This window comes from Micromonospora sp. AP08 (assembly GCF_008085935.1).
GTDB classification, from domain to species: domain Bacteria; phylum Actinomycetota; class Actinomycetes; order Mycobacteriales; family Micromonosporaceae; genus Micromonospora; species Micromonospora chersina.
Genome location: NZ_VSEZ01000030.1, coordinates 1 through 20,847 on the forward strand (window position 1 = coordinate 1; position 20,847 = coordinate 20,847).

Below are 20,847 nucleotides of genomic sequence, written 5' to 3' on the forward strand. Positions count from 1 at the left end.
CATCACGCATACGAAGGCCGGCACCCCGAACGGGTGCCGGCCTTCGGCGTCTCCGGATCCTGGCAAGTTGCTGTTTGCAGTGAACGGAAACTCGCCGAGATCGGAGGGGGTGGAGCCCCGTCCGGGTGAAGGGGGCGGGGTAATCGCGGTGCGGTTGCCGGGGGCGGGGGTTGGATTCGGGCATGGACGAGGTGGACGCCGCGGCGCTGCGGCGGGCGTACGAGTCGGTGCTCGCGGAGGTGGACGCGGGCGGCTTCGGGCCGCCCCCGGACGGGGAGTTGAGCGCCGAGCAGATCGTGGCGCACCTCGCCGCCAACGACGAGCTGATGAGCGAGGCGACCGAGGCGGTGCTGGTCGGCTCGCCGTTCGCCTACTACGACCTGGAGACCATCCACCGGCCACAGCTCGACGCCCTGGCCTCCGAGTGTGGCGGGCTGGACGGGCTGTCCGCCCTGCTCCGGGCCACCAGCCAGAAGCTCTGCGCCCTCGCCGAGCGGCTCGGCCCGGCTGCCGAGACTCCGGTCGACACCGTGCTGCGGGAGGGCTTCGACCTGGACGTGGACGAGTCCCTGCCCTGGGGTCGCGCCCTCGACCTGCACACCCGCGTCCACCTCCCCATGCACCTGGCCCAACTCCGCGCCCTCCGCCGCCAGCCCCACCTCGCCTGACAGCAACCGCCACCGGCCCGCCCCAGGGCCCAGCCCGCACCGCGTCGAGCCGCCGCCGTATCGAGCGATCAGGGTTGGGACGCCACCGGGTCAGGGGTTCGGCGGAAGGTGCGGCGGTAGGCGGTGGGGGCCACCCCGACCCGGGAGTGGAAGTGCTGCCGCAGGGCCGCGGTGGTGCCGAAGCCGGCGTGCCGGGCGATCTGGTCGACCGTCAGATCCGTGGTCTCCAGCAGCAGCCGGGCGTGCTCGGTGCGTTGCTGGAGCAGCCACTGCGCCGGGCTGAGCCCGGTCTCGGAGCGGAAGTGCCGGGTGAAGGTGCGGACGCTCATCCGCGCGTGCGCGGCCAGCTCGCGCAGGGCGACCGGTTCGTGCAGCCGCTGCCGGGCCCATTCGCGGGTGGCCGCGGTGCCGGTTTCGGCCGTCCGGGGCACCGGGCGCTCGATGAACTGGGACTGGCCGCCCTCCCGCCACGGTGGCACCACGCAGCGCCGGGCCGACCGGTTGGCCACCGCGCTGCCGTGGTCGGTGCGGATGACGTGCAGGCAGAGGTCTATGCCGGCGGCCACTCCGGCCGAGGTGAGCACCTCGCCGCCGTCGACGAAGAGCACGTCCGGGTCGAGGTCCACGTGCGGGTGGAAGCGGCGGAACCGGTCCGCGTACGCCCAGTGGGTGGTGGCCCGGCGGCCGTCGAGCAGGCCGGCGGCGGCCAGCACGAACGCGCCCGTGCAGATCGACATGATCCGGACGCCCCGGTCGTGGGCGGCGCGCAACGCGGCCGCCACCGAAGCGTCCAGCGTCCCGTCGGTCAGCGGGGGGCCGTCGTGGATGCCGGGGACGATCACGGTGTCGGCGGAGTCCAGCAGTTCCAGGCCGTGGTCGGGCACCACCTGGAAGCCGGCGGTGCTGCGGATGGGCCGGCCGCCCGGGGTGCAGACCTCGACGCGGTAGAGGGGTGCCAGATCTGCGGTGCGGGCGGTGCCGAAGACCTGGGCTGGGGTGCCGAGGTCGAGGCCGACCACGTCCTCGAGGGCGAGCACCGCGATCCGGTGCGGCAAGGAAGCCATGGCCCGATTATTGCGCATGATGGCTTTCCGGCCACTCGTCGCGGCGGCCGGCTCCACCCAGACTCGGAGCGTGACCCGACACCGTCTGCATCCGGCCTGGCTCGTGGCCGGCGTCTCGTTCGTCGCCCTGGTCGGCGCCGCCGGCTTCCGCGCCACCCCCGGGGTGCTGCTGCACCCCCTGCACGCCGAGTTCGGCTGGCCCCTGGCCACCATTTCCGCCGCCGTCTCGGTCAACCTCATGCTCTACGGGCTCACCGCCCCGTTCGCCGCCGCGCTGATGGACCGGTTCGGCATCCGCCGGGTGGTCGCCGGCGCGCTCGTGCTGGTGGCGCTGGGCAGCGCGCTGACCGTGGGGATGACGGCGAGCTGGCAGTTGGTTCTCTGCTGGGGCGTGCTGGTCGGGCTGGGCACCGGCTCGATGGCGCTGGCTTTCGTGGCGACGGTCACCGGGCGCTGGTTCGTCAAGCGCCGGGGCCTGGTCACCGGCGTGCTCACCGCGGGTGGGGCCGCCGGGCAGCTGGTCTTCCTCCCGCTGGTCGCCGTGCTGGTGCGCGACCACGGCTGGCGGGTGGCGGCGCTGGTGGTGGCCGGGGCCGCGCTGGCGGTCGTACCCCTGGTGGTGTGGCTGCTCCGCGAGCACCCGGCGGATCTCGACCTGCCCGCCTACGGCGCGACCGAGGTGGCGCCCCCGGCGCCGCCGGCCGGCGGGGCGGCGGCCCGGGCGGTCGGCGCGCTCGCCGCCGCCGCGCGGACCCGGCCGTTCTGGCTGCTCGCCGGCGGCTTCGCGATCTGCGGCGCGACCACCAACGGCCTGGTGGGCACCCACTTCGTGCCGGCCGCGCACGACCACGGCATGGCGGAGACCACCGCGGCCGGGCTGCTCGCCCTGGTCGGGCTCTTCGACATCGTCGGCACGGTCGCCTCCGGCTGGCTCACCGACCGGGTGGACAGCCGGCTGCTGCTCGGTGCCTACTACGCGCTGCGCGGCGCGTCGCTGCTGGTGCTGCCAAGCCTGTTCGCGGGTTCCGCGCGGCCGAGCATGCTGGTCTTCATCGTCTTCTACGGCCTGGACTGGGTGGCCACCGTGCCGCCCACCGTGGCGCTGTGCCGGGAGTGGTTCGGCGCGTCCGGCGCGGTGGTCTTCGGCTGGGTGTTCGCCGCCCACCAGGTCGGCGCGGCGCTCGCCGCGACCGGGGCCGGGCTGATCCGCGACCGGCTCGGCGACTACGCGGCGGCCTGGTACGTGGCCGGCGCCCTGTCGATCGGCGCGGCCGGGCTCTCCCTGCTGCTGCGCCGCCGTGGCGACGAGCCGGCGTTCGCCCTGCCGGTCGCGGTCGGCCGGCGGGCCTGGAGCTACCGGGGCTGACCGGTCAGCCGGCCGCCCACTGCTGCTCGGGGGCGCCGTTGCACGGTGCCTGTTCGAGCCGGCTCCCGGCCTCGGTGCCGGCGTCGTCGACCTGCGCGCACTTGCCGCTGTGCACGGCGACCAGCAGCACCGGGCCGGACCCGGTCGGGTTGAGCTTCCACTGCTGGTTGGCCTGGCCGTTGCAGGACCACTGCACCACGTCCGTGCCGTCGTCGGTGCGCTGCTCGAACACGTCCAGGCACTTGCCGCTGGCCGCGTTGACCAGGATGTAGGTGTCGGCGGCCACCGGGGTGACCACCCACTGCTGTTCCGGCCCACCCGTGCAGTCGGCCAGCACGGCCTTCGCTCCCTCGGGGTCCTCGCCGGCCACGCCGAGGCAGAGCCCGGAGGGCACCCCGCGGAGCACCCTCGGCGTGGCCGCGGGGGCCGCCGGCGTGGTCGGGGCGGCGCTCGGCGAGGGCGCGGCCGTGGTGGGAGCGGGCTCCGTCGTGGCCGGGGCCGCACTCGACTCGCTCGCCGCCGGGGTCGGCGCGGCCGCCGCCGGCACCACCGGCTGCTGGTCGCCGCCGCCGCCGAGCACGCCGGTGGCGAAGAACACCCCCAGGAGTACGCCCACCAGGGCGACGCCCAGCGCGATCCGCATCAGCGGGTCCTGCGGCAGCCCGCGGCGGGCCGGGCGGCGGCCGCCGTAGACGGTGCCGGACGGGTCGGTGCGCGGGTCGGCCATGGGGGCATCCTGACCTACGGGTGCCACCGAGAGCCAGTCGCCCCGGCGGCGGGGTGACTCAGTCGACGACCCGGACGTCCTTCCAGAACGCCACCCGGTCGCGCACCATCTCCGCCTCGGGCTTGGGGTCGGGGTAGTACCAGACGGCGTCCGGGCTGGTGGCGCGCTCGTGTTCGAGCGTGTAGTAGGAGGCCGTGCCCTTCCACGGGCAGACCGTGTGGGTGTCGGAGTCGCGGATCAGGTCGTCGCGCAGGGCCGTGCGGGGGAAGTAGTGGTTGCCCTCGACCAGCACGGTGTCGTCGCTCTCCGCGACCACCAGGTCGTTCCAGACGGCTTTCGGCATGCCACCCACGCTATGCCGGCGACCGGGCGGCGGCCACCGCTCAGCGGGCGGGCTCCGGGTCGGTGACGTCGGCGACGGTCGCGTCGAGCGCGGCGAGGGCGGCGTCGGCGTCGACCGCGACGGCCACCCCGTGCTCGCCGGCGCCGAGGGTGATCTCCCGGCCGCGCAGCCGCTCGTCGGCGACCACCGGCCAGGCGGTGGTGGCGCCGAACGGGGTGATGGTGCCGCGCTCGTAGCCGGTGGCGGCCTTCGCGGCGGCGGCGTCCGGCATGGACATCCGGCTCACCCCGAGCAGGTGGCGCAGCTTCGGCCAGGAGACGACCCGGTCGCCGGGGGTGAGCACGAACAGGTGGTCGTCCTCGCCGCGGCGGACCACGATCGTCTTCACCACGTCCGGGACCGCGACGCCGCGCGCCGCCGCCGCCTCGGCGAGGCTGCGCACCGGGCCGTGCCGGATCACCCGGTAGGGCAGGCCGGCGGCGTCCAGGGCGGTGAGGGCGGGGGAGGACATGCCCGCCACGGTAACCCGCGGGTCTCCGGGTGGCCGAGAAACGGCCACCGTGGACATCCCACGGATTGCGGTACCCAGGCGTAAGGTGATCGCATGCACGCTGTCCGTGATCATGAGCGGGCGGTGGACGCGCTGCGGCGGTCATACGCCGCGGTGCCCGCCGGGGAACCCGTACGGCTGGCCAAGCAGACCTCCAACCTGTTCCGACCCCGGTCCGCGCCGCGCACCCCCGGCCTGGACGTGAGCGGGCTGACCGGGGTGCTGTCGGTCGACCCGGACGCCCGGACCGCCGACGTGCAGGGCATGTGCACCTACGAGGACCTGGTCGACGCCACCCTGCCGCACCACCTGATGCCGCTGGTCGTGCCGCAGCTGCGGACGATCACGCTGGGCGGCGCGGTGACCGGGCTGGGCATCGAGTCCACCTCGTTCCGCAACGGCCTGCCGCACGAGTCGGTGACCGAGCTGGACATCCTCACCGGGGCCGGCGAGCTGGTCACGGCCCGGCCGGTGGGCGAGCACGCCGACCTGTTCCGGGCCTTCCCCAACTCGCTGGGCAGCCTCGGCTACTCCACGCGGCTGCGCATCGAGCTGCAACCGGTCCGCCGCTACGTGGCGCTGCGCAACATCCGGTTCAGCCGGCTGGAGGAGCTGACCGACGCGATCGCCGAGGTGGTCGCCAAGGGCTCCTGGGAGGGCGAGCCGGTCGACGGCATGGACGGGGTGATGTTCAGCCCCGGCGAGGCGTACCTGGTGCTGGCCACGTTCACCGACGAGGCAGACGGCCCGCCCAGCGACTACACCGGCCAGGACATCTACTACCGCTCGCTGCGCCGGCGCACCCGCGACGTGCTCACCACCTACGACTACCTGTGGCGCTGGGACACCGACTGGTTCTGGTGCTCCGCGGCGTTCGGGGTGCAGCACCCGGTGGTCCGCCGGCTCTGGCCGCAGCGCTACCGGCGCAGCGACTTCTACCACCGCCTGGTCCGGCTGGAGCACCGGCACCAGGTGGCCGCCCGGATCGACCGCTGGCGGGGCCGGCCGGCTCGGGAGCGGGTGGTGCAGGACGTGGAGATCCCGCTCGCCGGCACCGCCGACTTCCTGCGCTGGTTCGCCCGGACGGTGCGGATGACTCCGGTGTGGCTCTGCCCGCTGCGGCTGCGGGAGCCGGCCGGCCCGGGATCCGCCCGGGCCTGGCCGCTGTATCCCCTCCAACCGGGCGAAACCTATGTGAACATCGGTTTTTGGGGGAGCGTGCCGATCGCCGAGGGCGCCGCCGACGGCGACGTCAACCGGGAGATCGAGCGCGCGGTGTCGGACGCGGGCGGGCACAAGTCGCTCTACTCCGACGCGTACTACGACCGGGCGGCGTTCGACCGGCTCTACGGCGGGGCGACCTGGCGCGCCGTGAAGGACCGCTACGACCCGGACCACCGGCTCACCGGACTGTACGAGAAGGCGGTAGCGAGAGCATGAGCCTGACCGACCGAACTCCCGGGGCGGCGAGTGCCCCGGCCGGCCCGCCGGCGGGGGGCCGGCGTGGCGGACCGACCGTGGCGGACGTGATCCGCGCGGTCACCACGGGCGACCTGCCCGTGCGCATCACCGGGTACGACGGCAGCGCGGCCGGCCCGGCCGACGCCGGGATCACCCTGGCGATCCGCTCCGAACGCGGGCTGTCCTATCTGCTCACCGCCCCGGGTGACCTGGGCATGGCCCGGGCCTACGTGAGCGGCGACCTCGGGTTGGAGGGTGTCCACCCGGGCGACCCGTACGAGGCGCTGCGGGTGCTCAAGGACGAGCTGCCGCTGCGGATGCCGCCGGTGGCCGAGGCGCTGGCCCTGGTCAAGGGGCTCGGCTGGGAGCGGCTGCTGCCGCCACCGCCGCCGCCGCAGGAGGCCGCGCCGCGCTGGAAGCGGGTGGTGAACGGGCTGCGCCACTCCCGGACCCGGGACAGCAACGCGATCTCCCACCACTACGACGTCTCGAACGCCTTCTACGAGAAGGTGCTCGGCCCGTCGATGACGTACACCTGCGCGGTCTTCCACAGCCCCACCGACACCCTGGAGGAGGCGCAGCGGGCCAAGTACGACCTGGTCGCCGGCAAGCTGGCGCTGAAGCCGGGGATGCGGCTGCTCGACGTCGGCTGCGGCTGGGGCGGCATGGTCCGGCACGCGGCGCGGGAGTACGGCGTCAAGGCGCTCGGCGTCACCCTGTCCCGGGCGCAGGCCGAGTGGGCGCAGGCGGCGATCGAGCGGGAGGGGTTGGGTGACCTCGCCGAGGTGCGCCACCTCGACTACCGGGACGCGCCGCGCGAGCAGTTCGACGCGATCTCGTCGATCGGGCTGACCGAGCACATCGGGGTGCGCAACTACCCGGCCTACTTCGGGGCGCTGCGCAGCCGGCTCAAGCCGGGCGGCCGGCTGCTCAACCACTGCATCACCCGGGCCGACAACCGCGCGCCGCACCGTTCCGGCGCGTTCATCGACCGGTACGTCTTCCCCGACGGCGAACTGGCCGGCCCGGGCCGGCTGATCAGCGAGATCCACGATGCCGGGCTGGAGGTGCACCACGAGGAGAACCTGCGCCAGCACTACGCGCTGACCCTGGCCGGCTGGTGCCGCAACCTCGTCGAGCACTGGGACTTCTGCGTCGGCGAGGTCGGCCCGGGCACCGCTCGGGTCTGGGGTCTCTACATGGCCGGCTCCCGGATGGCCTTCGAGCGCAACGGCATCCAGCTGCACCAGGTGGTCGCCACGCACAACGGTCCGGAGGGGGCGAACGACTACCCGCTGCGTCCCGACTGGACGCCCTGACGATCCTCGTCCTCGAAAGGCCGCGCGGTCCGCGCGGCCTTTCGTCGTCTCGCGATTTGTCGGTTCCGCGAGTCAACCTCCGGGCGGGTGCCGTCGTCCTTGGTGGCGACGAAAGGAGAGCCGGTGTGGCGAAAGAAACGCTTCGAAGGGTTGGACGCCCTCGTCGCGGAGCGCGGCGGTGCGCTGCTCGCGACGGCGGTGCTGCTGACCGGTAGCCGGGTCGCCGGGGAGGACCTGGTGCAGGCGGCGCTGGAACGGCTGATGCGCAACTGGCACCGGGTGCACGGCGACCGGGAGGGCTACCTGCGCCGCACGCTGTACCACCTGGCGGTCGACCGGTGGCGGCTGCGCCGCCGCAGGCCGGAGGTGCTGGCCGACGTTGAGCCGCCGGGCCAGCCGGACGGCACGGACGTGCTGCACCTGCGGCAGGCGCTGGTCCAGGCGCTGGGCCTGCTGCCGCCCCGGCAGCGGGCCGTGCTGGTGCTCCGCTATTGGGAGCAGTTGAGCGAGGCGGAGGCCGCCGAGGTGCTCGGCTGCTCGGTCGGCACGGTCAAGTCGACCACCTCCCGCGGACTTGCCCGGCTACGTGAACTCACCGCGGACTGGGCGCTCGAAGGCGCCGGTATGAACGGAGCACGCAGATGACGACCCACCTTGAGGACCAGCTCGTCGCCGGGATGCGGGACCAGGCCGCCGGCCTGACGCTCAGCCGCGATGTGCTCGGCGCGGCCACCCGCCGCCACCGGCGGCGCACCGCCCTGCACCGCACCGCGTACGCGGCCGGCGTGGTGGGCGTGGCCGGGGCGCTGACGGCGGCGCTGACCGTCAGCGCCAGCACCCCCGGTGATCGTCCTGGCCCGTCCGGGCCGGTCGCCGGGCGGCCGGCGCCGTCGGCGAGCCCGCAGTCGCCGCAGCTGCGCCTCGCCGCCGCGGCGGCGGCCAGTGAGAACATCAGCTACCGGGTGAAGGTCACCACCACGTCGCTGAACGAGCCCCCGCCGAAGGGTGAGCTGCCGGAGCCATCGAGCGAGCGCTGGGTCACGACCGGGGCCTTCGACCCCACCACAGCCACCGGCTACCTGGATTCGCCGTACACCGGTCTGCGGCCGGCCGTCGCGGCGGGACCGGAGCACCTGCGGCTGGTCGGTGGCGTCCTGTACTTCGGTGGCCGGGACGGCCGGGACCCGGACAACGGGAAGATCGTGTGGAGCCGGTTCCCGGGCCGGCAGGACACCCTCGACTACGACATGGCGATGGGTGGTCGCCTCGGCGCCTCGGCGAGCCCGGAGGAGCTGCTCCGGGTGCTGACCCGGGCGGGCGCCACGGTCACCGAGCAGTCGCCCGGTGTCTACCGGTTCGACGTGTCGGTGCCGGATCCGTCCCGGGAGATCGTCGCCGACCGCCTCGTAGGCGAGGTGACGGTCGGCGCCGACGACCGGATCGCGAGGGTGTCCTACGACCGCACGTCCCGGATGGTCCGGACCAAGGACTACACCTACCGCCTCAAGGTGGTCATCGAGCTGTCCGGCTACGGCCTGCCGGTGAAGGTCAAGGCGCCGGCCGGCGCCCTGCTCCTAGGCAGGTAGTTCGACGAAGGCCGCGCGGTCCGCGCGGCCTTCGTCGGAACCCATTGACAAAGAAGTTTTGTACGTACAAACTGATTTTGCCATGAGAGACGTCCTGTACCTGGAAGAGCGCGAGCAGGCCGAAGCCCTGCTCAAGCCGCAGCGCATCGAGGTGCTGCGGCAGCTCGCCGAGCCCCGCACCTGCACCGAGATCGCCGCCCGGCTGGAGCAGACGCCGCAGCGGGTCTACTACCACGTCAAGCAGTTGGTCGCCGCCGGGCTGGCCGAGCAGGTCGCCGAGCGGCGGGTGCGCGGCATCAGCGAGGGCATCTACCAGGCCGTCGCCCGGTCCTACTGGCTCTCGCCGAAGCTGGTCGGCCGGATCGGCGGGGCCCGCCGGGCGCAGGACGAGCTGAGCCTGGGCTACCTGCTCGACCTCATGGAGGAGGTCCAGGCGGACATCGCCGCGCTGGACCGCACCGCCCCCGAGCTGCCGTCGATCGGTGTCTCCGGCGAGATCCGGGTGCCCGCCGAGCGGCGGCAGGAGTTCCTGCACGACCTGCAGTCGACGCTGCGGGACCTGTTCACGCGCTACGGCGGCGCCGAGGGAGACGCCTTCAAGCTCGCCGTGGCCTGCTACCCGAAGGGCGACAACCATGAGTGACCTGCTGACCGTCCGGGCCCGCCTCGCCGCGCCGGCCGAGGCCGTGCGCCGCGCGCTGACCGACCCGGCCGAGCTGCGCCTGTGGCTGGCCGAGCACGCCGAGGTCGAGCTGCCCCGGCGCTACGAGTTCTGGGGCCGCTACACGCCGGAGGGCGACGCGCCGCACCAGCGGCTGCTGCACGCCGACGAGCGGACGCTGCGCTTCGCCTGGACGCTCGACGGGGTGGAGACCACCACCGAGTTCGAGCTGACGCCGGAGGGCGACAGCACCGTGCTCACCCTGCGGCAGAGCCACTTCAGCTTCGCCGAGGCCATGGATGGCAGCAGCATCCGTGGCGTCCTGCAGACCTTCTGGGCGCTGGCCATCGCCAACCTCAACGCCCACCTGGAGGGCCGCCCGCTGCTCCCGCGCACCGACTTCACCTCCGCCGACCTGCGCGGCGAGGTGCTCATCGACGCGCCGATGGACAAGGTGTGGACCTCCCTGACCGACTCCGAGCAGGCCAGCGCCTGGTTCGGCTTCCCGATCGGCATCGAGCCCTGGGTCGGCGGCCGCTACGCCATGGGCGGCTTCGACGCCGGCTACGCGGCCAAGGTGGTCGACCTCACCCCGGGCCGCGCGCTCTCCGTCGACTGGGGACCGACCGGCGTCAGCACCTGGGAGCTGGCCGAGTCCGGCGGCCGGACGAAGCTGACCTTCGTGCAGTCCGGCTTCGACGAGGGCAACCCCCCGTACGCGGCCTGGACCGGGAGCGTGGCCGGGCTCGCCGAGCTGCGCCGCTTCCACGAGCTGGCCGACTGGCGGCCGATCTGGCTCGACGTGGAGATGCCGAGCAACGCCTGAGCCTCACGGCGACAGGTCGGCGGCCCGGCGGAGCAGCGCCCGCCGTTCGGGCTCGGAGCGCACCGCGTCGGCGGCGGCCCGGAACAGCGCGGCGGCGCGTACCGGGTCGCCGAGGCGGGCGGTCAACTCGGCCTCGGCGGCCACCGCCGGCGGGTAGCCGTCCAGCGCCCCGCCGGCCCGGGCCTCGGCGAGCAGGGCCAGACCGGCGGCGGGGCCGTACGCGTACCCGTGGGCCACCGCCCGGTTGAGCCCGATCACCGGGGTCGGCTGGAGCCGGGCCAGCGCGTCGTAGCAGCCGGCGATGGCCGGCCAGTCGGTCGCGGCGGCGGTCGGGGCGGTGGCGTGCGCGGCGGCGATCCGGGCCTGGAGGGCGTACGGGCCGTCGCCGGCACGCGCCAGCAGCGCGACGCCCTCGGCGATGGCGGGCCGGTCCCACCGGTCGCGGTCCTGCTGGTCGAGGGTGAGCCGGCGGGTCATGGTGGACTCGGTGACCAGGAAGGCGCGGGCGATGTCGGCGGTCGGCACCCCGGCCACCGTGCGCAGGGTCAGCGCCACCCGGCCCTCCAGTGCCAGCGCCGGGTGGCAGCAGGTGAAGATGAGCCGGAGCCGGTCGTCCACCACGTCTCCCTCCGGTGGCGCGGGCGCGGGATCGGTGAGCAGCGCCAGGTCGCGCAGCTTGCGGCGTTCCACACTGGCCCGGCGCAGCACGTCCACGGCCCGGTTGCGGGCGGCGGTCATCAGCCACCCGCCGGGGTTGTCCGGCACGCCGGTGCGCGGCCAGCGCTCCAGCGCCGCCGCCAGGGCCTCCTGGGCGCAGTCCTCGGCGAGGGTCCAGTCGCCGGTGACGCGGATCAGGGCGGCCACGATCCGCGGGTACGCCTCGGCGCCCGCGTCGGCGACCGCCCCGGCCGCGTCGGTCACCCGGATCAGTCCTCCACCAGCGGGCGCAGTTCGATGCGCCCGGCGTACGCCATCGGGTGGGCGCGGGCCACCTCGACCGCCTCGTCCAGGTCGGCGCACTCGAGCAGGTCGAAGCCCACGATCACCTCCTTGGTCTCGGCGAACGGGCCGTCGCTCAGCAGCAGTTCACCGTCGCGTACCCGGACGTTGGTGGCGGCGGACGGGGGCGCGAACCGGCTGCCGGTCAGCCGCTGGCCGTTGGCGTCCCGCTCGGCCACCCACTTCTCGATGTCGGGCGCCTCGTCCGGGTTCCGGTCGGGCTGGGTGTCGGTGCAGACGAGCTTGACTTCCTCCCCACGCCTGAAGGGCGGGGGATTCCCGTGGCTGAGGCGCGTTCACGCCGGGAGCCGTTCGGGTGGTTGGCGTTTCACGGACAGCCCTGCGGCTAGGTCTCCACGCCCTGTTACCGCCAGTCCGGCGGCGAGGATGTTCTTGGCCGCGTTCACGTCGGCGTGGTCCTGATGCCCGCAGGCGACGCACCGGAAGACCGCTTGGCTCTCGCGGGACTCCGGGGCGACATGCTTGCAGGCGTTGCAGGTCTGCGACGTGTACGCCGGGTTGACCTTCTCGATCTTTGCCCCGTGGTAGCGGGCGGCGTGTTCCAGCTTGAGCAGGAATCCGCCCCACCCTTTGGCGAGGATGGCCCGGTTCAGGCCAGCCTTCTGGCGGACGTTACGGCCGGGCTGCTCAACGGTGCCCTTCGCGCTCGCGGTCATGTTCTTGATCCGCAGATTCTCGACAGCGACCATGCCGTGCTCGCGGACCAGCCGCACGGCGGTCTGCGCGGCGAAGTCGGCCCTGCGGGCCCGGATACGGGCGTTGAGCCGGCCGAGTTGCGCGCGGGTAGCGTCGCGACGTTTCGATCCGCGATTGCGGCCATGGACCCGCAGCGACCGGGACAGGCGCTGCTGCAACCGCTTGAGCCGGGCCGCCTCGCCCGTGGTGACGAACTCCCGGTCGTCCAGCGCCCCGTCAGAGGTGGCCACAGCCACGGTGACACCGCGGTCCACACCGACCGGCGGCTTACCGTTCGGGGCGGCCTCGGTCTCGCCGTCCTCGACGCAGAACGAGATGTACCAGCCTCCGCCGTCACGCAAGACGGTGGCGTTGCGGATGCCGCCATCCAACGGCCTGGTCCACCGAAACCTGACCGGCCCGAACTTCGGCAGCCGCACCTCACCCCACCTGCGGTTCAGCCGCCGCACCGCGAGGTGCTTGGGGTCGGGAAACCGGAACGACGGGGCCGTGCGGGCCTTGGACCGCCAGCGCACCTTCCACGTGCCATGCCTCTTGCACGCCCGGTCCAAGTCCCGCAGGGTTTGCTGCAACGTGTGCGACGGCGCGTCGGCCAGCCACGCGCAGTCCGGGTCCTTCTTCGCCTCGGCCATCTGCCCGGCCTGCTCGTTGTAGCCGATGAACGCGCCGCGACGGCGGTACTCACGACGCTGCTCCAACGCCGTGTTCCACACCGCCCGACACACCGCGCCGACCCGTTCGGCGTAGGCGGCCTGCTCGTCGGTGAAGGCGAGGAGATAGCGGCGGCCGGTCAGCATTCAGCGGCCCCTCTGCTGCTCGACATACTCCTCCACCGCTGCCAGCGGGGCGCCACCGGTGGTCGCCACGAAGTACGAGTTCGTCCATAAGGTCGGCAGCCGGGAACGCAGCGACGGGAACTCCTCACGCAGCACCCGAGACGTCCGTGCCTTGATCGCCTTGACGAGCTTGTGGACACCGAACCGCGGGTCCACCTCGACCAGCAAGTGCACCTGATCGGGCAGGACCTCCAGCGACGCCAGCCACGCCCCCTTCTCCTCCACCACCTCACCAATGAGCTGCTTCAACCGCTCCTCGACCCGACCGCCGAGCACCCGACGTCGGTACTTCGGGCACCACACGACGTGGAAAGCGCACTGGAACACGACGCTGCTGTTCGACCGCAGGGCAACCGACACCCATGCAATATACAGCCTCGCGCTATCTACTGTCCGTCCGAAATCGACACCCCACCACACGACCAAAGCCGGGGATATGCGCGCTACGCACTTCGATCATGTACTTCATCGCTTCACTCCTGTCGGTCGTGCTCCTGTCCACCCTGACGAATGGCGGTCGCGCATCCGGACAGCCGCGGCGAAATTTTTGGTGGTGTTTTCCGGGGCCGGGCGGGGTAATGCCGGGCGATGTTCTTCATCTTCGGGCTCCGGACCAAGGTCGACCGGTCCGGCGTGATCACCCAGGTCTGCCGCAACTGCGGCAACCGGGCCGCCCAGGTCATCACCCGGCGGGCCACGAAATTCACCCTCTTCTTCATCCCGCTCATCCCGGTGCGCACCCGGTACGCGCAGCAGTGCACGTTCTGCGGCGCCCAGTACGAGGTCTCCCGCGCCGAGGCCGAGCGCCTCCCGGTCGGCTGACCGTGGCGCGCTTCCTCTGCTGGCTGATCGGTCGCCAGCCGGTCACCCCGCCGGCCGCGCCGGTGCACACCGCCTCCCGGCCCCCGTGCACGCCCGGCCGCCGGCGCCGCCGCCGCAGCCGACCCACGGCGGGCGCCCAGTCACCCCGCTCACCCTGGAACCGGTCCGCCGGTCGCTGACCCGCGCCGACATGGCGTGGCGGCGGACACCGCCTATCCTGGGCGGATCATGACCGAGACCGCGCAGCGCCTGGCCGAGATCCGGGGTGGCGTGCCGCCCCGACGGCACAACGCCCGCACCATCGCCGCGCTGACCGGCAACCCCGGCTGCACCCGCCGGGCCGTGCTGGACAGCGCCGGGGTCGACAAGCCGAAGCTGGCCGAGCGGATCGGCTTCCCGGCCCGGTTCGGCCAGTCCCGCTTCGCCATCACCCGGGGCAACGCGTTCGAGGCCCAGGTGAAGGCCGACGGCGGGGCGGAACTGCTGCGCCTGGTCGCGGAGCGGCTGGGCGTGCCGGTGCCCGACGGGGCCACCTGGACCGACCTGGGCGGCGACGAGGACCGGCCGGAGCGGTCCCGCGCAGCGCTCACCGCGTCCGGCGACGGGCCGGCGCTGTTCGACCACCCGCTGCTCGGCCTGGACGTCGCCGGCCGCCGGGTGAACCTGGAACCGGACCTGGTGGCCGCCCGGCTCGCCGGCCGCTTCCACGTCGTGGAGATCAAGTCTTTCCCGATCATCGACGGCCAGGCCGACCCGGCGAAGGTCGCCGCCGCGGCCATCCAGTCCGCCGTCTACGTGCTGGCGCTGCGCGAGCTGCTCGCCGCCGAGGGGCGGGACCCGGACCTCGTCTCGCACGAGGTGGTGCTGGTCTGCCCGCGCGACTTCGCCAACCGGCCGGTGGCCAGCCTGCTCGACGTGCGCAAGCAACTGCTGGTGCTGCGCCGCCAGCTGGACCGGATGGCGCGGATCGACGACCTGCTCGCCGCCGTGCCGGCCGGGTTCACCGCCGACCTGACCGCCGACCCGGCCACGCTGGCCGGCGCGCTGCACGGCGTACCGGCCCGCTACGCGCCGGACTGCCTGGCCGCCTGCGAGCTGGCCGACTTCTGCCGGCACGAGGCGCGCGGCCACACCGGCGCGCTGGGCCGGCCGGTCCGCGAGGCGCTGGGCGGCGTCGCCGAGGTGGCCGAGGTGCTGGCCCTCGCCACCGGAGACCGTGCCCCCGAGCCCGAGCAGGCGGAGGCCGCCGCGCTGCTGCGCGCCGCCGCGCGCCTGCGCGCCGACGCCCTCGCCGGGCACCCCGCATGAGTACGCGCCGACGCCCCGCCCGGAGCACCCGGTGAGCACCCTGCGGGCGCTCGCCCAGGCGCAGGCGGTCGCCGCCGGGGTGGCCCAGCCGGTGGCCACCGTCCGGCACCTGCACCTGTCCGACCGCCCGCTCGTGCTGGTGCCGCTGGCCCTGGCCGGCGAGGCCAACGCCCCGCTCGCGGCCCTGGTCGGCGCCGCGCCCGACGAGGCCCGGCTGCTGGTCGTGCCGCAGCCCCGCAACCGGGACCAGCGCTTCGCGTTCGCGGCCGAGCTGGCCGGGATCGTGCTGCCCTGGCTGGACGAGTTCCGGAACCGCACCGAGGCGGTGCCGGTCGACCGGGGCCGGGACGTCCGGCACCGCTACGTCGACGCCCCGCAGCTGCTCGTGCCGAACCCGGCCGGGATCACCTTCCTGCGGCTGTTCGGCCGCTCGACCCGGTTCCGCCGGCCGGACGGCGAGCACCCGGTGCACCCGTCGGTGCCGCTGCTCGGCCGCTGGCTGACCTTCTTCGCGGAACGTGCCGAGCACCCCGGCTCGGCGGCGCTCGTGGCGTTGACCGAGGCGCTGACCCTGCACTGGGCGACCGGGCAGAGCGCCGTGGAGGACCTGCACCTGCCGGCGCTGCTCGGCTGGCTCGACCCGCCGCCCGGGCTCACCGGCGCCGAGGCGGCCGCCCGGGCCGAGGACCCGGCCCACTGCCCGCCGGCGGGTCCGGCCACCGACCCGGACTTCGACAACCACCGGCTCGCCCCGGCCATCGAGGCGTACACCCGGGCCGAGGACGACCCGGTCGCCCGCGCGGCCGCGTACGCGGAGCTGGAACGGCTGCTGCGCGACCAGCTGACGCCCACCTGGGAGCTGATGTGGCGCGGCGTCGGGTTGCTCCGGGCGCTGCCGCCCGGCGCCCGGGTGGCCGGCCGCTGGGACGGCGACAAGGACGCCTTCACGGCGCACGCCGAACACGTCGACGCAGGCGGCGGCCCGCAGCCGCGCCGGGACGGGGCGGTGGCCGCGGCGGTGCGCCTGCACCGGCTGGAACGGGCGCTCACCACCTACGCGGTGCAGCGCGCCTACGACGACCCGCTCGTCATGGCCGAGCACCGGCTGACCGGGGAGGCGTTCGTCGGCGACGTGACCCTGGCCGACCCGAAGCGGGTGGACGACACCGGCAGGCGGCCGGTGCTGCGCCCGCGGATCCAGGTGGTCACCACCGAGCCGGTGCTCGTGCCCGTCGGCGCGACGCTGTACTCCCCGGCCCGGCCGGGCCAGAAGGCGAAGGTGGTGTTCGTGACCCCGGCCGCCGACGGCAAGACCGAGGTGGTGCTGGAGCTCTCCGGCGGGATGGGCCGCGGGCTGACCGCGCCGCCGGGCACGGTGCCGGAGGTGGGGGAGCGGCTCTGCCTCACCACCCTGTCGGACGGGTTCCTGCCGGCCGGGGCGTTCCCCGCCCCGGAGGAGACCCCCTGGACCCACGGCGGCCCACCGGCCGCGGCACCCGCTCCCGAGGCCGCGGCCGAGGACTGGTCCTGACGCCTCAGCCCAGGGCGGCCATGGCCTCGCGCGCCTCGGTCGCCGTCGGCCGCTCCGGGTCCGCCGCCAGCAGCGCCTCCAGTGCCCTCCGGTATGCGACGTCGCGGGCCGCCCCGGCGGGCGTCTCGACGTCCGGCGCCACCCCGCAGCCCTCCCAGTTGGTGCCGCTGACCGGGTTCACCGGCCGGGCCACCGGCACGGTCAGCTCCAGGTGCGGGTGCAGCCGGTGCCCGAGCCGTGGGTGCGCGCCACCCCGGCTCCGCTCGCCGACCACGGTGGCGCGGCCGAGCTGCTGGAGGTCGTAGGCCAGTTCCTCGCCGCCGGAGAACGTCTCGGGGCCGGTCAGCACGAGCACCGGCTTGTCGGGCGCGTAGCGGGGCACGGGCAGCCAGGCGGCGCTCCAGTACTGGTGGGTGGTGCCGGCCCGCTCGTGCATGGTGTGCAGGTGGGCGGGCTCGGCGAAGAACCAGCCGCAGACCAGGGCCACCATGTCGGGGCTGCCGCCCCGGTTGCCGCGCAGGTCGAGCAGGAGCGCGTCGGTGCCGGCGAGCAGCCGCAGCGCGGCCACCACGAGGTCGCCGGCCAGGTGCGGCGGGAAGAGGTACGGCGCGATCTCCAGCAGCCCGACGTTGCCGGGCAGCCGTTCCACCCGGGCCACGCCGCCCATGGTGAGCGCGGCGAGCTGGACGAAGTGCTCCTCGGCCGGGTCGCCGGCGATGTCGGCCAGCGGCGTCTCGTGGTGCTTGAGCCGCAGGTGCAGGTCGCCGTTGGCCTCCTGGAGGTCGGTGGTGATCAGCGCGCCGAGGGCCGCCGCGTCGGCCACCCCGTCGTACGCCCCGGCGCGGAGCCGGTCGCCCAGGTGGGCGGCGATACGGCCGGCCAGCTCGGGAAAGACGTACTGCTCGGCGACCAGCTTCGCGGCCCGCTCGACGATGTCGGTGATCTCGTCCTGTCGCATGTGCCGAGTAGAGCAGCCCGGTTGACAAAGCGTCAAGAGAATTGGACGCTTTGGCGGTGAACCACGAGACCGAGCTGGAGGTCCGCACCCCGGCCCACTTCAAGGCGCTGGCCCACCCGTTCCGGCACCGGCTGCTCTTCGCGCTCGGGTCCGGGCCGGCCACCATCAGCCAGCTCGCCACCGGGCTCGGCGCGGCCAAGGGCACCGTCGCCCACCACCTCAAGGTGCTGACCGAGGCCGGCATGGTCCGGGTCGCGCACACCCGTCAGGTGCGCGGCGGCACCGAGCAGTACCACGAGCGCGCCTTCCGCCGCCTGGTCGGCGAGACCGGCGACGCCGGCGCCACCACGGCGCTTTTCGGCGCGGTCGCCGAGGAACTGGCCGGCGACCCCGACCCGCTGCTGCACCTGCGTCACCTGCGGCTCACCGCGGCCCAGGCCGAGCGGCTGCGGTCCACGCTGGACACACTGGTCGGCGAGGCCGAGGAGGCCGGCCCGGACCAGCCCCGCTACGGCGTCCTGGTCTCCCTCTACCGCCACCGCGCCCCGGTGGACCCCGGCCCGTCCGAGCGGTGACGTCCGCCGATCGGCTCTGGCGGCGGCACCGGGCGCTGACTAGGCTTGCGCCGTTCGCCGTCCGCAACCGGTCCGCACCGTCGAGGGTGCACGTCTCAAGAGAGAGCCGGAGCGAATCGTTGTACCGCAGCACGACGTGAGCCCCGCCGCCGTGGCGCCGGCCCGTCGCCCGCTCTCCGGCCGTGTCGGGCTCGTCGCGGCCGCCCTCGTCGTACTCGGGGAAGCGGTGTGGCTGGTGGGTGGCCTGCCGGGCGCGGCCCTGGTCAGCGACCTGGGCGCGGTGGCGGTGTCGAGCTGGGCGGCGGTGGCCTGCGCGCGGGTGGCCCGGCGGCACCCGACCCCGCTGCGCCGGTTCTGGGCGCTGCTCGCGGCCACCATGATCCTCGCGGCGGTCGGTCGGACGGTGTGGACGGTCGAACGGCTCGGCGGGCACGACCTGCCGCACACCCCGCTGGTCGGCGGGCTGTTCACCGCCGGCATCGTCACCGGCACCGCCGCGCTGCTCTGTTCCCTGACCGCCCCGCGCAGCCTGGTCGGGCAGGCCCGCACCCTGCTCGACGGGGTGATCGTCGGCCTGGCCCTCATCCCGATCGGCTGGGTCGTGGTGTTCCGCGACCTCGCCGACGCCGACCTGGCCGATCCGCAGCGCACCTTCGGGCTGCTCTACCCGATGCTCGACCTGATGCAGCTCACCATCCTGGTGGCGGTGGCCGGGCCGGCCCGGCCGATGTGGCGGGCGCTCACCCTCATCGGGGTCGGTCTGGCCACCCGAGCCGCCGCCGACGCCGTCTACGTCTCCCTCGTGGCGCACGGCAGCTACGCCCCCGGCCATCTGATCGACGTCTGCTGGCCGCTGAGCTACCTGCTGATGGGGCTCGCCACCCGGTACCCGCCGCCACCCGCCTGCGAGGGCGAGGAGGAGACCGGCGAGTCACCGCTGCCGCCGTGGTGGCGGGTGGCCCTGCCGTACCTGCCGGTGGGCGGCGCGATCGTCGCCGTGGTGCTCGCCCGCCGGCCCACCGGACAGACCCCGCACATGATCTTCATCGGCATGATGGCGCTGCTCGGGGTGCTCGCGCTGCGTCAGGGGCTGGCCGCCAACGAGAACCTGCGGCTGGTCGCCCGGCTGCGCCGGCTCGCCTACTCCGACCAGCTCACCGGCCTGCCCAACCGGTTGACCTTCACCCGGCGGCTGCGCCGGGCCCTGCGCGACGGCGGCCCGGTCGCCGTTCTGCTCCTCGACCTGGACGGGTTCAAGCAGGTCAACGACCGCTTCGGGCACGCCGCCGGTGACCGGCTGCTGACCACCATCGCGGAACGGATGGGCGACGCGGTCGGCCCCGACGGGATGATCGCGCGGCTGGGCGGCGACGAGTTCGCCGTGCTGGTGGCCGGGGACCGGCCGGTGCCACCCGAGCGGCTCGCCGTCCGGCTGCTCGCCGCCCTCGAACCGCTGCCCGGCGAGGAGGACCTCGGCGTGCACCCCTCGGCCAGCATCGGCATCGCCGAGTACGGCCCGCAGCACACCTCCCACACCGACCTGCTCCGCGACGCCGACATCGCCATGTACGCGGCCAAGGCGGCCGGCAAGTCCGCGTACCGGACCTGCACGCCGCAGCTGCGGGAGTCGGCGGTGACCCGGGCCGAGCTAATCGCCGACCTGCGCCGCGCGGTCGACGAGGGGCAGCTGCTCATGGAGTTCCAGCCCATCGTCGACCTGGCCACCGGCACGGTACGCAGCGCCGAGGCGCTGGTCCGCTGGCGGCACCCCCGGCTCGGGGTGCTCACCCCGGCGCGGTTCCTGCCGCTGGCCGAGGAGACCGGGCTGATCCTGGCCATCGACCGGTGGGTGATCCACGAGGCGTGCCGGGCCGCGGCCACCTGGCGCAAGCACGTGCCCGAGGTGACCGTGGCCGTCAACATCGCCGCCGCCCACCTGCGCCGGCCCGACCTGATCGCCACGGTCACCGAGGCGGTCGGCGCGGCCGGCCTGCCGCCCCGCGCGCTCACCCTGGAACTCACCGAGTCGGCGCTGATCGAGGGCAGCGAGGCGGTGCTCGACCGGCTGACCCAGCTCCGCGACCTGGGCGTCCGCATCGCCATCGACGACTTCGGCACCGGCTACTCCTCGCTGAGCTACCTGCACCGGATCCCAGCCACCGAGCTGAAGATCGACCGGTCGTTCGTGTCCCGGCTGGACGCCGACGACGCGCGGGCGTACGCCACGGTCGAGATGGTCAACCGGCTGGCCGGCGCGTTCGACCTGGCCGTGGTGGCCGAGGGCGTGGAGACCGGCAGCCAGCACGCCGCGGTGACCGCGATCGGCTGCCTGCACGGCCAGGGCTGGCGCTACGGCCGCCCGGTCGCCCTGTCCGAGCTGCTCCACGCGCTCACCCCGGTCGACGCGGCCCGCTGACCGGCCCGGCCGGCGCCGGGCCGAAGGTCCCGGACAGGACAGGGGGTTCGGCCCTGCTGGCCGTGCCCGGTCCACCGCCACCATGGTGTCAGCAAGCAACGCAGACGCCATCCA

Annotated in this window: 22 protein-coding genes; 13 read left to right on the plus strand and 9 right to left on the minus strand. The window is 74.2% G+C overall.

Features of this window, described 5'->3' with window-relative positions; genetic code table 11:
- The first annotated feature begins 191 nt into the window (after positions 1 to 191).
- Positions 192 to 668: a hypothetical protein gene (locus FXF50_RS28445; RefSeq protein WP_091321956.1), complete on the plus strand. Its 477-nt coding sequence runs from the start codon at positions 192 to 194 to the stop codon at positions 666 to 668.
- A 68-nt stretch (positions 669 to 736) separates the two neighbouring features.
- Here FXF50_RS28445 and FXF50_RS28450 read toward each other — a convergent pair whose 3' ends face one another.
- A complete protein-coding gene (locus FXF50_RS28450) occupies positions 737 to 1,750 on the minus strand; it encodes a GlxA family transcriptional regulator (protein ID WP_148432007.1) in 1,014 nt (337 codons plus the stop codon).
- A 52-nt stretch (positions 1,751 to 1,802) separates the two neighbouring features.
- Here FXF50_RS28450 and FXF50_RS28455 point away from each other — a divergent pair, with 52 nt between their 5' ends.
- Entirely contained in the window at positions 1,803 to 3,098 is a 1,296-nt protein-coding gene (locus FXF50_RS28455) for an MFS transporter (RefSeq protein WP_148432008.1), read from the plus strand.
- Positions 3,099 to 3,102: 4 nt separating this feature from the next.
- Here FXF50_RS28455 and FXF50_RS28460 read toward each other — a convergent pair whose 3' ends face one another.
- From FXF50_RS28460 to FXF50_RS28470, 3 genes are read right to left on the minus strand one after another with little or no spacing between them, the layout of a single operon-like run.
- Positions 3,103 to 3,825, minus strand: a complete 723-nt coding sequence (locus FXF50_RS28460) for an RICIN domain-containing protein (RefSeq protein WP_148432009.1) — start codon at positions 3,823 to 3,825, stop codon at positions 3,103 to 3,105.
- Positions 3,826 to 3,883: 58 nt separating this feature from the next.
- Positions 3,884 to 4,168: a DUF427 domain-containing protein gene (locus FXF50_RS28465; RefSeq protein ID WP_148432010.1), complete on the minus strand. Its 285-nt coding sequence runs from the start codon at positions 4,166 to 4,168 to the stop codon at positions 3,884 to 3,886.
- 40 nt (positions 4,169 to 4,208) lie between these two features.
- Positions 4,209 to 4,679 carry an aminoacyl-tRNA deacylase gene (locus tag FXF50_RS28470; RefSeq protein ID WP_255510235.1) on the minus strand — a complete coding sequence of 157 codons (471 nt, stop codon included), beginning with the start codon at positions 4,677 to 4,679 and terminating at the stop codon, positions 4,209 to 4,211.
- A 93-nt stretch (positions 4,680 to 4,772) separates the two neighbouring features.
- Here FXF50_RS28470 and FXF50_RS28475 point away from each other — a divergent pair, with 93 nt between their 5' ends.
- The 6 genes from FXF50_RS28475 to FXF50_RS28500 all read left to right on the plus strand — a co-directional run bounded on the left by FXF50_RS28475 (position 4,773) and on the right by FXF50_RS28500 (position 10,571).
- Positions 4,773 to 6,158 (plus strand): FAD-binding oxidoreductase, encoded by a 1,386-nt coding sequence (locus tag FXF50_RS28475; protein ID WP_148432012.1) that lies wholly within the window; start codon positions 4,773 to 4,775, stop codon positions 6,156 to 6,158.
- Positions 6,155 to 7,498, plus strand: a complete 1,344-nt coding sequence (locus FXF50_RS28480; protein WP_148432013.1) for a class I SAM-dependent methyltransferase — start codon at positions 6,155 to 6,157, stop codon at positions 7,496 to 7,498. Before FXF50_RS28475 ends, FXF50_RS28480 begins: the two co-directional genes overlap by 4 nt.
- A 123-nt stretch (positions 7,499 to 7,621) precedes the next feature.
- Positions 7,622 to 8,143, plus strand: a complete 522-nt coding sequence (locus FXF50_RS28485; RefSeq protein WP_255510236.1) for a SigE family RNA polymerase sigma factor — start codon at positions 7,622 to 7,624, stop codon at positions 8,141 to 8,143.
- Positions 8,140 to 9,084 (plus strand): hypothetical protein, encoded by a 945-nt coding sequence (locus tag FXF50_RS28490; protein WP_148432014.1) that lies wholly within the window; start codon positions 8,140 to 8,142, stop codon positions 9,082 to 9,084. Before FXF50_RS28485 ends, FXF50_RS28490 begins: the two co-directional genes overlap by 4 nt.
- Positions 9,085 to 9,166: 82 nt before the next feature.
- Positions 9,167 to 9,727 (plus strand): helix-turn-helix domain-containing protein, encoded by a 561-nt coding sequence (locus FXF50_RS30170; protein WP_148432015.1) that lies wholly within the window; start codon positions 9,167 to 9,169, stop codon positions 9,725 to 9,727.
- Positions 9,720 to 10,571: an SRPBCC family protein gene (locus tag FXF50_RS28500; RefSeq protein WP_148432016.1), complete on the plus strand. Its 852-nt coding sequence runs from the start codon at positions 9,720 to 9,722 to the stop codon at positions 10,569 to 10,571. The genes FXF50_RS30170 and FXF50_RS28500 overlap by 8 nt, the downstream gene beginning before the upstream one ends.
- A 3-nt stretch (positions 10,572 to 10,574) precedes the next feature.
- Here FXF50_RS28500 and FXF50_RS28505 read toward each other — a convergent pair whose 3' ends face one another.
- From FXF50_RS28505 to tnpA, 4 genes are all read right to left on the minus strand, one after another.
- Entirely contained in the window at positions 10,575 to 11,492 is a 918-nt protein-coding gene (locus FXF50_RS28505; RefSeq protein WP_148432017.1) for a sigma factor, read from the minus strand.
- Positions 11,493 to 11,497: 5 nt separating this feature from the next.
- The gene (locus FXF50_RS28510; protein ID WP_370464172.1) at positions 11,498 to 11,749 is read right to left on the minus strand and encodes a YciI family protein; all 252 of its coding nucleotides are present in this window, start codon (positions 11,747 to 11,749) and stop codon (positions 11,498 to 11,500) included.
- A 117-nt stretch (positions 11,750 to 11,866) separates the two neighbouring features.
- Positions 11,867 to 13,084 (minus strand): RNA-guided endonuclease TnpB family protein, encoded by a 1,218-nt coding sequence (locus tag FXF50_RS28515; protein WP_148432019.1) that lies wholly within the window; start codon positions 13,082 to 13,084, stop codon positions 11,867 to 11,869.
- Positions 13,085 to 13,483 carry an IS200/IS605 family transposase gene (tnpA, locus tag FXF50_RS28520; RefSeq protein ID WP_148432020.1) on the minus strand — a complete coding sequence of 133 codons (399 nt, stop codon included), beginning with the start codon at positions 13,481 to 13,483 and terminating at the stop codon, positions 13,085 to 13,087.
- Between the two features lie 228 nt (positions 13,484 to 13,711).
- Here tnpA and FXF50_RS28525 point away from each other — a divergent pair, with 228 nt between their 5' ends.
- The 3 genes from FXF50_RS28525 (at position 13,712) to FXF50_RS28535 (ending at position 16,784) form a co-directional block, all read left to right on the plus strand.
- Positions 13,712 to 13,945, plus strand: a complete 234-nt coding sequence (locus FXF50_RS28525) for a zinc-ribbon domain-containing protein (protein WP_148432021.1) — start codon at positions 13,712 to 13,714, stop codon at positions 13,943 to 13,945.
- A gap of 228 nt (positions 13,946 to 14,173) precedes the next feature.
- Complete coding sequence (locus tag FXF50_RS28530; protein ID WP_148432022.1) at positions 14,174 to 15,253, plus strand: hypothetical protein; 1,080 nt, start codon at positions 14,174 to 14,176, stop codon at positions 15,251 to 15,253.
- Between the two features lie 31 nt (positions 15,254 to 15,284).
- On the plus strand, positions 15,285 to 16,784 hold the full coding sequence (locus tag FXF50_RS28535) for a hypothetical protein (RefSeq protein WP_148432023.1): 1,500 nt from the start codon (positions 15,285 to 15,287) through the stop codon (positions 16,782 to 16,784).
- Between the two features lie 4 nt (positions 16,785 to 16,788).
- Here FXF50_RS28535 and FXF50_RS28540 read toward each other — a convergent pair whose 3' ends face one another.
- Positions 16,789 to 17,742, minus strand: a complete 954-nt coding sequence (locus FXF50_RS28540) for a S41 family peptidase (RefSeq protein WP_148432024.1) — start codon at positions 17,740 to 17,742, stop codon at positions 16,789 to 16,791.
- Positions 17,743 to 17,798: 56 nt separating this feature from the next.
- Between FXF50_RS28540 and FXF50_RS28545 the strand changes: the two genes are divergently transcribed.
- Together FXF50_RS28545 and FXF50_RS28550 are read left to right on the plus strand one after the other, a co-directional pair.
- Positions 17,799 to 18,317 carry a transcriptional regulator gene (locus tag FXF50_RS28545; RefSeq protein ID WP_222866120.1) on the plus strand — a complete coding sequence of 173 codons (519 nt, stop codon included), beginning with the start codon at positions 17,799 to 17,801 and terminating at the stop codon, positions 18,315 to 18,317.
- 136 nt (positions 18,318 to 18,453) lie between these two features.
- Entirely contained in the window at positions 18,454 to 20,733 is a 2,280-nt protein-coding gene (locus tag FXF50_RS28550) for a bifunctional diguanylate cyclase/phosphodiesterase (RefSeq protein ID WP_187399865.1), read from the plus strand.
- The last annotated feature ends 114 nt before the right edge of the window (positions 20,734 to 20,847 follow it).

Excerpts from the sequence above, each read along its gene's own strand:
- FXF50_RS28450 (WP_148432007.1), bottom strand. The coding sequence starts at position 1,750 with ATGCGCAATAATCGGGCCATGGCTTCCTTGCCGCACCGGATCGCGGTG.
- FXF50_RS28460 (WP_148432009.1), bottom strand. The coding sequence starts at position 3,825 with ATGGCCGACCCGCGCACCGACCCGTCCGGCACCGTCTACGGCGGCCGC.
- FXF50_RS28465 (WP_148432010.1), bottom strand. The coding sequence starts at position 4,168 with ATGCCGAAAGCCGTCTGGAACGACCTGGTGGTCGCGGAGAGCGACGAC.
- FXF50_RS28470 (WP_255510235.1), bottom strand. The coding sequence starts at position 4,679 with ATGTCCTCCCCCGCCCTCACCGCCCTGGACGCCGCCGGCCTGCCCTAC.
- FXF50_RS28475 (WP_148432012.1), top strand. The coding sequence starts at position 4,773 with ATGCACGCTGTCCGTGATCATGAGCGGGCGGTGGACGCGCTGCGGCGG.
- FXF50_RS28480 (WP_148432013.1), top strand. The coding sequence starts at position 6,155 with ATGAGCCTGACCGACCGAACTCCCGGGGCGGCGAGTGCCCCGGCCGGC.
- FXF50_RS28490 (WP_148432014.1), top strand. The coding sequence starts at position 8,140 with ATGACGACCCACCTTGAGGACCAGCTCGTCGCCGGGATGCGGGACCAG.
- FXF50_RS30170 (WP_148432015.1), top strand. The coding sequence starts at position 9,167 with ATGAGAGACGTCCTGTACCTGGAAGAGCGCGAGCAGGCCGAAGCCCTG.
- FXF50_RS28500 (WP_148432016.1), top strand. The coding sequence starts at position 9,720 with ATGAGTGACCTGCTGACCGTCCGGGCCCGCCTCGCCGCGCCGGCCGAG.
- FXF50_RS28515 (WP_148432019.1), bottom strand. The coding sequence starts at position 13,084 with ATGCTGACCGGCCGCCGCTATCTCCTCGCCTTCACCGACGAGCAGGCC.
- FXF50_RS28525 (WP_148432021.1), top strand. The coding sequence starts at position 13,712 with ATGTTCTTCATCTTCGGGCTCCGGACCAAGGTCGACCGGTCCGGCGTG.
- FXF50_RS28530 (WP_148432022.1), top strand. The coding sequence starts at position 14,174 with ATGACCGAGACCGCGCAGCGCCTGGCCGAGATCCGGGGTGGCGTGCCG.
- FXF50_RS28540 (WP_148432024.1), bottom strand. The coding sequence starts at position 17,742 with ATGCGACAGGACGAGATCACCGACATCGTCGAGCGGGCCGCGAAGCTG.